Genomic DNA, 13,013 nt, shown 5'->3' on the forward strand with positions numbered 1-13,013 from the left:
GCATCTTTTTGTGCTCGTTTTGATATGCTATAATTAGTCAAAAAGATGCAAAGAAAAATAAGAAGGAAAATTAATGACATTAAAAGTTGAACACATTGTAGGTGGGTATTCCCAAATACCAGTTTTAAATGATGTTAGTTTTGAAGTAAACAACGGTGAATTGGTGGGACTAATTGGACTTAACGGAGCTGGAAAGTCCACCACTATTAACCATATTATTGGGTTATTAACTCCCTTTACCGGTACAATCAAAATTGATGGGGTGAGTTTACAGCAAGATAGCGAACAATATAAGAGTAAGATTGCTTATATTCCAGAAACACCGGTTTTATATGATGAATTAACTTTAAGAGAACATATTGAATTGACGATTACTGCATATCGACTGGAACAAAAGTCAGCATGGCAGCGGGTTAATGAATTATTGGAATTATTCCGGTTAGATAATAAGTTGGATTGGTTTCCAGCGAACTTTTCTAAGGGAATGAAACAAAAAGTGATGATTTGTTGTGCTTTTATGACGCAAGCAGAACTATTTATCATTGATGAACCATTTTATGGACTTGATCCGTTAGCGGTTCGCGATTTATTAACGCAAATTGAAGCGGTTAAAGCCCGCGGAGCTGCGGTGCTAATGTCAACGCATGTGTTAGATACAGCGCAAAAATATTGTGATCGATTTGTCCTACTTGCAAATGGGCAGGTGAAAGCGAAAGGAACGCTTGATGAATTGAGACAATTGGGTGGCAATCAAAATGAATCGTTAGATGACATTTATTTGGCATTGGCAAAGGAAGATTTAAATGGAAAAACTGTATAACAAACGTCGCAGTCAACACTTCTTATTGTTGTTACGATATTGGCGGCTAGTTTTTAATGATCATTTTATGATTGCTTTATTTGTCTTTTTAGGAGCTTTAATCTGGGGGTATTCTCAAGCATTAGGACAATTAAAGCCAACAATCTGGTGGGCCAAACCGGTTACAATTTTAATATTATTAGTGTTATTACAGATGGGACGATTGGCGACATTAATTAAACCTGCGGATCCGGTGTTTTTATTGCCTCAAAGTAAAGCAATTGACCATTATTTGCGCCAAGCAAAACGTTATAGTTTAGTGTTAGCTGAGTTAAGTGTCATTATATGTACGATCGTAGTTATGCCATTTTTATTAGCAGCAACAGTCACTAACCAACTACAGGTTATTTTAATTGTTGTCACAGTTGGAGTGCTGAAAGCAGCATGGATGGATGCTGCGCTAAATGACTTGTACGAAAAAAAAGGTCAGTCTGCCACTAATAAAATGTTGACAAGATGGTTGGTTCCATTAATTGTTTTAATGATTACTTTACTGTTAAACGCAATTGTAGGAGTTGTCTTAGCAGTTTTGTGGTTGGCGTGGGGAAAATACCAACTAACCAAAATAAATAAGCAGCTGCTAAACTGGCGATTAGCAGTGGCATCAGAAAATCAAAGAATGCTGGGTGTTTATCGTTTCTTTAACTTATTCACGGATGTCCCCGCAGTGCAGGGAACTATTCACCGGCGAAAGTATTTAGACTTCTTATTGCAATTTTTAAACCGAGATAAAACTGTTTTTTCATATTTGTATGCACGGGGATTAATTCGTGGAACTGAAATTAGTGGGTTAATTCTGCGGCTAACTTTGATTGGGATGATAATTTTATTTTTTGTACCGGAATTTTGGCTTAATTTAATTCTATTCTTACTATTTATCTATTTGATTTCAGTTCAGATTGTGCCATTTTATTGGCAATATGATAACTATGTTTTTACCCATCTATATCCAATTAAACCGGTTGAAAAAAGACGTAGCTTTCAAAAATTAATGGTAAAAACGATCACAATTGCTGCAACACTACTTTGGTTAGCAAGTAGTGTGACACAGTTGTCATTAACTGCGATGGCAACTAAAGCAATTTTAGGAGGAGTGGAAGTCTGGCTACTATGTGGTCGCTACACAACCAGTAGAATAAAAAACAAAACTAATTAAGTGAGGATATATTGAAATGCGAGTGAGAAATAAGCCATGGGCACAGCCCCTAATTGATGAAAATACTGAGATAATTACTGAAACGCCAGAAAAGTTTGCTGGCAACTGGCAAGAACGGTTTAGTCGTCAGCAACCTATTCATGTCGAAATTGGAACGGGTAAAGGACAGTTTATCGTGGGGATGGCGAAGACACATCCTGAGATTAACTTTATTGGTATTGAGATACAAAAGTCAGTTGCCGCAACAGCTTTAAAATTAGCATTATCAGAACAGCTACCTAATTTACAACTGATTGCTGGTGCTGGTGAGTCGATTGACACTTATTTTAAAACAGGCGAGGTTAGTCAAATCTATTTAAACTTCTCTGATCCATGGCCCAAGACACGTCATGAAAAAAGACGGTTAACTTATAAAACCTTTTTAAAGGCGTATCAAAATATTTTACCTGAACATGGGGTTATTGAACTAAAAACTGATAATCAGGGATTCTTTGAGTACTCACTGATGAGCTTTAACAACTTTGGTTTAATATTTGATCAAGTTTGGCTGAACTTGCACGCTAGTGAAGAAAATGAAACTAATGTTGAAACAGAGTATGAGCAAAAATTTAGTGCTAAAGGTCAGCCAATCTATAAAGTGAAGGCACACTTTTAATTTAGAACTATAAAAATGTAGGACCAAAGGTAATATAGTTTAAAGCTAAAAAGGCTAGGAAATTTTTTCCTAGCCTTAAATTAAGCATCAAGATTAAATTCGTTTTAAACTTAAGACAGTACCAGTTTTGGTATCAGCTAAAAATTCGTAAGAAACGAGCTTATTATCTTCATAGCGACTGATCCCGCCCCGGTAGGCATCAGTTTTAAAGGCAAACCGTTGAAATGGGACTTTGTTAGACTCAATCCAGGAACCTTCGATTGGTCCTTCTTTTAAAAATGAATGTTTAATTAAGTTTAAAATGTCACTGGAATTAAGGTGATCAGCGCCTAGTAAACGTCCTAAAAGGAAACCCGCAACGCCTGAAACACCGAGCGCAATCGGCCAGGCCCACCGATCAAGTTGTTGCTGTGTAGAATCCATATTATAACCTCCAGTACAATAATGATTGGGGTTAGTATAACAAAATATTAGTTGGACAACAAAGAAATTAGCAAAATAATAGTGCGTAGGTGAAGCAAAAATCGTGCTTTTTATTCAGGTTTGGGTATAATAGGAAAATAGTTGAGTTGAAAGTTTTATTTAAAGGAGACAGCATTATGCAAGCAATCGCTAAAACTTCTAAAGATGAATTAATGGATCAAATTAAATCCGGTAAGTATATGTTATTCTTTTCTGCTGGTTGGTGTTCAGACTGCAATTTTATTAAGCCCCAGATGCCAGCAATTGAGGAAGAATATGGTGACTATCAGTTTATCTCGATCGACCGAGATGAAAATTTGGATCTAGCAGTTGAATTGAACGTGTTTGGAATTCCAAGTTTCATTGCCTTTAAAGATGGTCAAGAAATTGGTCGGTTTGTTAATAAAGATCGTAAAACTAAAGAACAAGTTGAAAAATTTATTGATGGTTTATCAGATTAAAATTGAATTATAGAATATAAATGGCGTGGTTGCGCCATTTTTTTGTGACGAAAGGATAAATTATGTTAATTGCAAGTTATAATCGAAAAGAATTAGGGGATGTGTTAGTGACCGTTACTGGCGTTGATTCACCAGATCAAACAGTTACTAATCATGACAACATTGTGGAAATTGTGGATACAAAAGACAATCGATTAATCGGATTTAATTTTTTACAGGTTCATGATATTGTGCCTGATTTAGAAGGTAACGGCCAGATTAGTCTAAATGATAATCAGTTAAAAAAATTAAATAATGCGATTCAACAAGCTGGGTTTACGCGTCAGCTTAGTACTGATAATGAAGCTAAGTTTGTTGTGGGGTATGTTAAAACATTGGAAGAGCATCCTAATTCAGATCATTTGCATGTCACCAAGACAGTTGTAGATCATGACCAAGAACTAACCATTGTTTCTGGATCTCCTAATATTGCGGCTAATGTTAAGGTAGTGGTTGCTAAAGTAGGTGCCATGATGCCAAGTGGACAAATTATTTGGCCGGGACAATTGCGTGGCGTTTCTAGCAATGGTATGATTTGTTCAGGCAGAGAATTGGGATTGAAAAATGCACCACAAAAACCGGGTGCATTAATTTTACCTGATGATTTTCAAGAAATTGGACAACCATTTGATTTCGATAAAGGCAATCTGCTATTTTAGGGTTGCCTTTTTATTTTTACACTGAGGTGAAGGTAATGACAAACCGATATGATGGCCCCTCGTTTTTTCGCCATTCTGCTAAAAAAAATAATGATGTGATCAAACAAGATGAGCGCCAGAGTTTAGGCAGAGCAAAACAGGCGATTAAACAGGAATATGTACCGCCAGTTTTAAAAAACGAAGATGTTAGAGCACAGTTGAGTTTAAGTAAAGTAGTGCAACAGTTGCATAAGTCAGTAGCTGACTATTTTGTTGCTGTGACGGATGAGAATTCTGAACAAATTAAAGTAAATGATACAACTGAAACTGTTCAAGAAAATAAAAAAATAACTAATAAGGCGTTGGGCCATTCGCTAAGCGATATTTTAGCTGGTGAGCAAAATGCACAGCGAAATCTAAAAATTTTTGATAATCAAAATTAAAACTAACGATCAAGTAAACGAAGGGAATACGATTAATAATGGATAACGATACAACATACTATTTTGTAGGGATTAAAGGCTCAGGAATGAGTGCATTGGCTTTGGTGTTACACGACAAAGGGTTTAAAGTTGAGGGCTCTGATATTGATCAGTATACATTTACCCAACGAGGCCTTGAAAATGCAAAAATAGATATTTATTCTTTTGACCCAGCTAATATACATACAGGTTTGACGATTATTGCTGGTAATGCTTTTCCAGATGATCATCCAGAAATTGTGCAGGCTAAAAAATTAGGTTTAAAAATATATCGCTACCATGAATTTTTAGGTAAGTTGATTGAAGGCTACACCAGTATTGGGGTGGCTGGAGCTCATGGAAAAACAAGTACAACTGGGTTATTGGCTCACGTATTGAGTGGTATTGCACCGACAAGTTATTTAGTTGGCGATGGTAGTGGGAAAGGTAAACCAGATGCGCGGTTCTTTGTCTTTGAAGCTGATGAATATCGTCGTCACTTTATGGCTTATCATCCAGACTATGCCATCATGACAAATATTGATTTTGATCATCCTGATTACTATAGTGGCGTTGATGACGTGGCGAGCGCATTTGAAAGTTTTGGTCAGCAAGTTAAAAAGGGTATTTTTGCCTGGGGTGATGATGAAAATCTGCGAAAATTAACAGTTGATGTACCAATTTATTACTACGGAACTGGTGAAAATGATGATTTTAGAGCTGTAAATATCAAACGTACAACTCAAGGGTCAAATTTTGATGTTTACTACCATGACGAGCAGTTAGGTAATTTTGAAATTCCATTATTTGGTCAACATAATATTTTAAATAGTTTGGCTGTGATAGCGGTGGCCTATTTTGAAAAAGTTAATTTAGAAGATATTAAAGAAGAATTACTTACCTTTAAGGGAGTTAAACGGCGCTTTAGCGAACGTCAAGTTGCTGACATGACTATTATTGATGATTATGCCCATCATCCATCGGAGATTAAAGCCACTTTGGATGCGGCACGACAAAAGTATCCTGATAAGGAAATTGTCGCCGTGTTCCAACCACATACATTTACGCGAACTATAGCTTTATTGGATGATTTTGCTAAAAGTTTAAATTTAGCTGATCAGGTTTACTTGACTGATATTTTTGGTTCAGTAAGAGAACATGCGGGTAAAATATCTAGTGCTGATTTGGGTGCTAAAATTAGCAAGGGTGGATCGGTTCTGAAGTTAGATAACATGTCGCCGTTGTTGGATTATCACAATGCAGTTGTGGTCTTTATGGGTGCAGGGGATGTACAAAAGTATGAACGAGAGTATGAAACGCTCCTGAGCAATTTAACTCCTAAGAATAATTAGTTGATTGAGGCTTTCACTTGCGATTTAGGGCCAGATTAGATAGAATGTTGAGCAACAAATATAAATGAAAGAAGTGGATTGATTGAATAACATGAACGAAGATTACACGCAGACACAACGTCGCGTTGTTGGTAACGAAGCAGGATTGACAAAGTTTATGACTAGAATGTATGGCAATATGGCGCTAGCCGTGTTGGTTTCTGCATTGAGTTCATTTTTAACATTAAGTGTTTTTAAAGAGCAAGTATTTGGTTACATGACGCAACATCCAGGTATGATGTGGGTGATTTTATTATTGCCGATTGGCCTGTCACTGGGAGTTAGCTTTAGAGCAACTCGTAACCCGGTTGCTAGTTTTATCATGTTAATGGCAGTTGCGGTGATATACGGAGTGACATTTGCATTGATTAGTGCCGCTTATACTGCTACCAGCATCACTGCTGCGTTTGTGTCTTCATCTGCCGTATTTATCACGATGGCGATTTATGGTAGTGTGACAAAACGTGATTTAAGTAAATTTGGTGCTCATGCGATGGCGGCTTTGGTTGCGTTGATTGTTGCAAGTTTCATTAACATGTTTTTACAAAGCCCAGCGATTACGTATATCTTTTCGTATATTGCAGTAATTATCTTTACTGTATTGACGGCTTGGGATGCGCAAAAAATGAAAACTATTTATTTACGTTTTGGAGGTCAAGTTTCAGTCAGTGGTTTAGCTGTCATGGGGGCACTCCAGTTATATCTTGATTTTGTAAATATTTTTATTAGTTTATTGCAAATATTTGGTATGAGTGATCGAAATTAATGATAAATTATCAAGAATTGAAAACACTGACGACTTATAGTTGTTGGTGTTTTTGATTTTATTGTAAAATCAAGGCTTCTTTTTGATACAATAGGAATGAAGAAATAATTTAGTCAGGGGATTACTATGACAAAGCAGTTATTATTGATTGATGGTAACAGTGTTGCGTTTAGAGCTTTTTTTGCACTTCATTCGCAATTAGATAAATTTACAAATAAGGATGGCCTCCACACGACAGCAATTTATGGCTTCAACTTAATGTTGGATCATATTCTAAAAGTTGTTCAACCAGATGCAGCATTAGTGGCATTTGATGCTGGCAAAACTACATTTCGAACAGAAATGTTTTCTGAGTATAAAGGTGGTCGAGCTAAGACTCCGCCTGAATTATCCGAACAAATGCCGTATTTAAAACAACTTGTAGCTGCTTACGGAATTAAAAGTTATGAATTAGTCAATTATGAAGCTGACGATATTATTGGAACTTTAGCAGCAGAAGCTAGTGATAGTGGATACAAGACTACGATTGTTACAGGAGACCGTGATCTTACTCAATTGGCAACTGATCAAGTTACTGTTTCAGTAACTCATAAAGGTGTTACTGAAGTTGAGCATTATACACCGGATCATGTGTTTGAAAAATTTGGACTAACACCTGAGCAAATTATTGACATGAAGGGTCTCATGGGGGATACATCCGATAACTATCCTGGGGTTACAAAGATTGGTGAAAAAACTGCCATCAAGTTATTAAAAGAGTATGGTTCAATTGAAAATTTATACGAACATATTGATGAGTTAAAGCCAAGCAAAATGAAAGAACACCTGATTGAGGACCATGATTTAGCTCTCATGTCAAAAAAACTGGCCCGTATTAACCAGTCTGCACCGCTAGAAGTAGGGTTAGCTGATTTAATGTACCAAGGACCACAAACACAAGAGCTTGTTTCCTTTTACCAAGAAATGAATTTTCGTTCTTTCTTAGCCAAAATGAATGTGGAACAAACTGAATTATCATTGGATACCCCGGTTAGTAAACCAATTGATTATACAATTCTAACAGCAGCCAACTTGGACTTAGTTGCTGACCTAGGAACAGAGGTATCATTTTATTTGGAAATGCCGGATGCAAATTATCATTTATCTGCATTTGCTGGTTTTGTCATCGGTCACGGTAATCAATGGTTTGTTAGCCGAGATGTGGAACTGATTGCACAACCAGTTGTGGCTAAATTATTGGCTGATACGCAGGTCAAAAAAAACGTATTTAATGCTAAAGCAATGATTGTTGGCTTGAATCGATTAGGGCTTGAATTAAAAAATGTTAATTTTGATCTACTGTTAGTGTCATATTTACTGGATACAAATGATAATAGTAATGATCTTGGACTGGTAGCCCATGAACACGGCTACGAAGATATTGAATCCGATGAGGCCGTTTATGGTAAGGGAGCCAAACAAGCAATTCCTGATGATGATCAAGTATTGTTCACTCACCTAGCCAAAAAGGCACGGGCAATTGATCAGCTGGCAACACAATTGTTTGCTGAACTTGATAAAAACGAGCAAACGCCGTTGTATACAGATATTGAGTTACCGTTAACGAATGTATTAGCTCAAATGGAAATTATGGGAATTAAGGTCGATGTTAATCGATTAAACGAGATGGGTAGTCAATTAATTGAGCGTCTCAGTGAACTTGAACAGACCATTTACCAAGAGGCCGGGCAAGAGTTTAATATTAATTCAACCAAGCAGCTGGGTGAAATACTATTTGAACAAATGAAACTTCCTGTAATTAAAAAAACTAAAACAGGCTACTCCACGGCAGTGGATGTATTAGAAAAACTCCGTGACCAGGCTCCAATTGTTGACAATATTCTTAAGTACCGACAGATTGCAAAGTTACAATCAACTTATATTGAAGGTCTATTGAAGGTTGTGCATTCAAGTGATTCTAAGATTCATACGCGGTACTTACAAACTTTGACGCAAACAGGACGACTATCTTCGGTTGATCCTAACTTACAAAACATTCCAATTCGCCTAGAAGAAGGTCGTAAAATTAGGCAGGCGTTTGTTCCTAGCCAACCAGGATGGGAAATCTTTTCGTCCGATTATTCCCAAATTGAGTTACGAGTACTAGCTCATATTACTGGGGACCACAACTTACAAGAAGCATTTTTAGAGGATCAGGATATTCACGCAAGTACAGCTCGTAGAATTTTTAAACTTGGGCCAGATGAACCTATTGATCGTAATTTGAGGCGTCAGGCTAAGGCGGTTAATTTTGGAATTGTCTATGGGATTAGTGACTATGGGCTGTCTCAAAATATTGGTATCACTCGTAAACAAGCGCGGACGTTTATTGATACGTACTTCGAAGAATATCCCGGTGTCAAGAATTACATTGACACAGTGGTAAAACAAGCTAAAAAGATGGGTTACGTGGAAACTATCACACATCGGCGTCGTTATTTACCGGATATTAATGCTAAGAATTTTAATCAGCGTTCTTTTGCAGAGCGAACTGCGATGAATACGCCAATTCAAGGAAGTGCAGCTGACATTATCAAAATTGCAATGATCGGTATGCAAACTGCATTGAAAGAACAGGGATTAAAGGCTAAGATGTTACTGCAGATTCACGATGAATTAGTATTTGAAGCACCGTTGGAAGAAATTCCACAGCTAGAAAAATTAGTACCAAGTGTGATGGACTCCGCAGTTAAGTTAGATGTTCCACTCAAAGTTGAAAGTGCACACGGTGCCACTTGGTATGATGCAAAATAGGATTGGCGCTCGATTGGAGGAGTACTATGCCAGAATTACCTGAAGTAGAAACCGTTCGTCGGGGATTGTTGAAGATTGCTATTGATCGAAAAATTACTGGAATTGATGTTTTATATGGGAAGACAATCACTAATGATGTTGAGTTTTTTAAACAAGCTTTGATAGGTCAAACAATTGAAACAGTTGATCGAAGAGGAAAATATTTACTTTTTCGATTTAGCAATCAATTGACAATGGTCTCTCATTTGAGAATGGAGGGCAAATATTTTAACCTACCTGAAAATGAGGAACCAAGAAAACACACACACGTTGTCTTTCACTTTGATGATCAAACGAAACTTTGTTACAACGATACCCGTAAATTTGGCCGCATGACGCTAGTGAAAACTGGTGAAGAAATGCAAGTTGCCGGATTAAAAACTATTGGACCTGAGCCTACTAAATCCAGTTTGACCATTGATTATCTGACAGAAATTATGAGTAAAAGTCGGCGCGAAATTAAGCCCTTTTTGTTAGATCAGAGTAAGGTGGCTGGTTTAGGTAATATCTATGTTGATGAGGTTCTATGGATGAGCAAGATTAATCCGTTAGAGCCGGTGAATCATTTGTCACTAGAACAGGTTATTAATTTGCGCGAAAACATTATCAATGAATTGGCGATAGCAACTAAACACCGTGGGACAACAGTACATTCATATACAACTGCATTTGGTCATGCGGGAGAATTTCAAAATCATCTGCACGCCTATGGTAATGCAGGGAAACCATGTGAACGCTGTGGCACGACGATGTTAAAAATAAAGGTAGCACAGCGTGGTACTACATATTGTCCGCACTGCCAAATTTTAGGTGCTTAAAAATGACCACAATTTTGGGACTAACAGGTGGTATTGCAACGGGAAAGTCAACAGTCAGTAATTTTTTGCGAGACAAGCAAATTCCGATTATTGATGCAGACATGATTGCACGTCAGGTAGTTGAGCCAGGCTCGTCAGGGTTAGATCAAATTGTTCAAGGATTTGGTGTTCAATTTTTAAATGCTGATAACAGTTTGAACCGAAAGAAATTAGGCGAATTAGTATTTTCGAAGCACGACCAGTTAAAAAAACTGAATAAGATTATGCAACCACTAATTGCGCGAGAGATTGAAAAACAGTTTGCAGGCTACAAGCAAACTGGTCATTTGTTAGTGGTTCTTGATGCACCATTGTTGTTTGAACAGCACTATGAAAATATGGTAGATTTAGTCATGGTAGTTGTAACCACACCATCAATTCAATTACAGCGTTTAATGGAGCGTGATCAGCTTAGTCAAACAAGTGCTGAAAAAAGAATTGATGCTCAGTGGCCACTAACAGAGAAACAAAAGCGAGCAGATGTCGTGATTGATAATTCGCATAGTATTAAAGAAACAGAAAAGCAAGTGTTAAACTGGCTTGAAGCTAACCATTTGATTTAATTAAGAGGAAGTGAACTAAATGCATTGTCCACATTGTCAACATAATAACTCTCGGGTTATTGACAGTCGTCCTTCCGAGGACGGTCGTTCAATTAGACGTCGTCGCGAGTGTGAAAACTGTGGTTTTCGGTTTACAACATTCGAGCGAGTTGAAGAAACAACGTTGTTAGTTATTAAAAAGGATGGCACTCGTGAAGCGTTTAGCCGGCAAAAAATATTAGATGGTATTATTCGCTCGGCCGAAAAACGGCCCGTAAGTATGGAAAAAATCATTCAGACAGTTGATGAAATCGAAAATCAAGTTCGTGGACTGGGTGAAAACGAAGTGACTAGCAAGGTAATTGGTGAGTTTGTGATGAACGCACTGAAAGATTTAGATGAAATTTCTTATATTCGCTTTGCGAGTGTTTATCGTCAGTTTAAAGATATGGATGACTTTATGGCTGAATTGCAAGATGTTATGCAACATGGTCATGAACCAAAATAAGGAGGGGTAAAATTGGTTGATTATAATAATGCACTAACACCACAAACTGGTTTTTTAGTTAGCCTATCGAGCCGATTCAGTAATTTTTCTGATGAAGTTTTGATTGATTTTTATCAACCAATTTTAGGCCCACAAGCGTTGGGGCTGTTTTATGCATTAAAGGCCAACGTTACTAAAAATCCGGTCATTTCTAATCGGATTGCGCATACACATCTGTTAACGCGGTTAAATATTGATATTAAACAACTATATCAGGCACGGGTTAGACTGGAGGCGTTGGGTCTAGTTCGTTCGTTTGAGACAAGTGATCAGCTGGGGGATGTAGTAGTCTATGAGCTACAACCAACGTTGACTCCACAGCAATTTATTGACGATGATCTACTGAGTGTTCTATTACTTGAAGCAATTGGTGAGCACAGCTATGATAGCTTAGTATCTGATAGTATTGCTTATCAATACGACACTAATAAATTAGAGGCGGTTACTAAGAGTTTTTTTGATTCATATCATATTAATCAAAATGATGTTACTAAGTTGCCTGATACAATCCGTGAAAGTCGGCAAAAGTTTGTGGTCAGCCAGGCAAATGAGCATGATATTTTGCCACAGTCTGATTTTGATTTTAAGTTGTTACTGCAGTTGTTGAGTAGTCAACCAATTGATACTGATAAATTACTTTCTGACCGACAATTAATTGAAAATGAGCATTTAATTTATGGTATTGATGAGCCCCAAATGGCTCGATTAATCATGCAAGCAACTAGTTTAACTAATAATCAATTAGATGCAAAACAGTTAAAGCGAATTATTTCCGCTAGTTACCAGCAAGTTACGACTAACAATAATAATCAACAGTTATCAAATGAGTCGATTCAAGCAGACGAATTAAAACAATTATCAAATAATGAACAGGAATTAATTAAAGCCTGCCAGTCATATTCACCAATTGAGTTTCTGCAAACACTTATGGTTCAAAAAAATGGGTTTGTCACTAGCGGTGAAGAGTATATCTTAAGAGATTTGATTGGTCGAAAGTTATTTGCGCCCGGGGTTGTCAATATGCTGATTTATTATGTGTTGCAGGAACGGGGCCAAGCAACATTAACTAAGAATCTGATCGATACTGTTGCAAATAGCTGGTCGCAATCTAAAATCAAAACACCAGTTGAAGCATTGAATCAAATTAAGAATCATGGACGAAAAAAGCCAAATAACAAACGTGCTGCTGGTGGTAGTTATACCAACCGTCGTCAGGTTAAAGAAAAATTACCGGATTGGGCCAAAGAAGACTATCAAAATACGGAACAAAAAGCCACACCAGCGCAGGTTGCGCAGTTGAAGGCTCAAATTGAAAAGCAAAGAAAGCAACAATCAAGGGAGGGATAA

Annotated in this window: 14 protein-coding genes; 13 read left to right on the forward strand and 1 reads right to left on the reverse strand. The window is 37.2% G+C overall.

What is annotated here, in order from left to right; translation table 11 throughout:
- Positions 1–73 precede the first annotated feature (73 nt).
- Genes FFM51_RS04030 through trmB form a run of 3 tightly spaced genes read left to right on the forward strand, consistent with a single transcriptional unit; the run spans position 74 to position 2,670 of the window.
- Positions 74–820 (forward strand): ABC transporter ATP-binding protein, encoded by a 747-nt coding sequence (locus FFM51_RS04030; protein ID WP_137597354.1) that lies wholly within the window; start codon positions 74–76, stop codon positions 818–820.
- Positions 804–2,015 (forward strand): ABC transporter permease, encoded by a 1,212-nt coding sequence (locus FFM51_RS04035; RefSeq protein WP_137597355.1) that lies wholly within the window; start codon positions 804–806, stop codon positions 2,013–2,015. Before FFM51_RS04030 ends, FFM51_RS04035 begins: the two co-directional genes overlap by 17 nt.
- A 16-nt stretch (positions 2,016–2,031) precedes the next feature.
- Positions 2,032–2,670: a tRNA (guanosine(46)-N7)-methyltransferase TrmB gene (trmB, locus tag FFM51_RS04040; protein WP_137597356.1), complete on the forward strand. Its 639-nt coding sequence runs from the start codon at positions 2,032–2,034 to the stop codon at positions 2,668–2,670.
- A 93-nt stretch (positions 2,671–2,763) separates the two neighbouring features.
- On the opposite strand, the gene FFM51_RS04045 is transcribed toward trmB, so the two are convergent.
- Positions 2,764–3,093, reverse strand: a complete 330-nt coding sequence (locus FFM51_RS04045) for a hypothetical protein (RefSeq protein WP_137597357.1) — start codon at positions 3,091–3,093, stop codon at positions 2,764–2,766.
- Between the two features lie 176 nt (positions 3,094–3,269).
- On the opposite strand from FFM51_RS04045, the gene FFM51_RS04050 reads away from it, so the two are divergent.
- From FFM51_RS04050 to FFM51_RS04095, 10 genes are all read left to right on the forward strand, one after another.
- Positions 3,270–3,593: a thioredoxin family protein gene (locus FFM51_RS04050; RefSeq protein WP_137597358.1), complete on the forward strand. Its 324-nt coding sequence runs from the start codon at positions 3,270–3,272 to the stop codon at positions 3,591–3,593.
- Positions 3,594–3,655: 62 nt separating this feature from the next.
- Positions 3,656–4,291 carry a YtpR family tRNA-binding protein gene (gene ytpR / locus FFM51_RS04055; protein ID WP_137597359.1) on the forward strand — a complete coding sequence of 212 codons (636 nt, stop codon included), beginning with the start codon at positions 3,656–3,658 and terminating at the stop codon, positions 4,289–4,291.
- Between the two features lie 35 nt (positions 4,292–4,326).
- Complete coding sequence (locus FFM51_RS04060; protein WP_137597360.1) at positions 4,327–4,713, forward strand: hypothetical protein; 387 nt, start codon at positions 4,327–4,329, stop codon at positions 4,711–4,713.
- A gap of 38 nt (positions 4,714–4,751) precedes the next feature.
- Positions 4,752–6,083, forward strand: coding sequence for a UDP-N-acetylmuramate--L-alanine ligase (gene murC, locus FFM51_RS04065; protein WP_137597361.1), 1,332 nt, complete (start codon positions 4,752–4,754; stop codon positions 6,081–6,083).
- 91 nt (positions 6,084–6,174) lie between these two features.
- Positions 6,175–6,888 carry a Bax inhibitor-1/YccA family protein gene (locus FFM51_RS04070; RefSeq protein WP_137597411.1) on the forward strand — a complete coding sequence of 238 codons (714 nt, stop codon included), beginning with the start codon at positions 6,175–6,177 and terminating at the stop codon, positions 6,886–6,888.
- 126 nt (positions 6,889–7,014) lie between these two features.
- Positions 7,015–9,681, forward strand: coding sequence for a DNA polymerase I (gene polA, locus FFM51_RS04075; RefSeq protein ID WP_137597362.1), 2,667 nt, complete (start codon positions 7,015–7,017; stop codon positions 9,679–9,681).
- Between the two features lie 26 nt (positions 9,682–9,707).
- Complete coding sequence (gene mutM, locus FFM51_RS04080; RefSeq protein WP_137597363.1) at positions 9,708–10,538, forward strand: bifunctional DNA-formamidopyrimidine glycosylase/DNA-(apurinic or apyrimidinic site) lyase; 831 nt, start codon at positions 9,708–9,710, stop codon at positions 10,536–10,538.
- Positions 10,539–10,540: 2 nt separating this feature from the next.
- Positions 10,541–11,140, forward strand: a complete 600-nt coding sequence (gene coaE, locus FFM51_RS04085; protein WP_137597364.1) for a dephospho-CoA kinase — start codon at positions 10,541–10,543, stop codon at positions 11,138–11,140.
- Positions 11,141–11,159: 19 nt separating this feature from the next.
- The gene (gene nrdR / locus FFM51_RS04090; protein WP_137597365.1) at positions 11,160–11,627 is read left to right on the forward strand and encodes a transcriptional regulator NrdR; all 468 of its coding nucleotides are present in this window, start codon (positions 11,160–11,162) and stop codon (positions 11,625–11,627) included.
- A gap of 12 nt (positions 11,628–11,639) precedes the next feature.
- Positions 11,640–13,013 (forward strand): DnaD domain protein, encoded by a 1,374-nt coding sequence (locus tag FFM51_RS04095; RefSeq protein WP_137597366.1) that lies wholly within the window; start codon positions 11,640–11,642, stop codon positions 13,011–13,013.

Source organism: Paucilactobacillus kaifaensis, assembly GCF_005405145.1.
Taxonomy (GTDB): Bacteria; Bacillota; Bacilli; order Lactobacillales; family Lactobacillaceae; genus Paucilactobacillus; species Paucilactobacillus kaifaensis.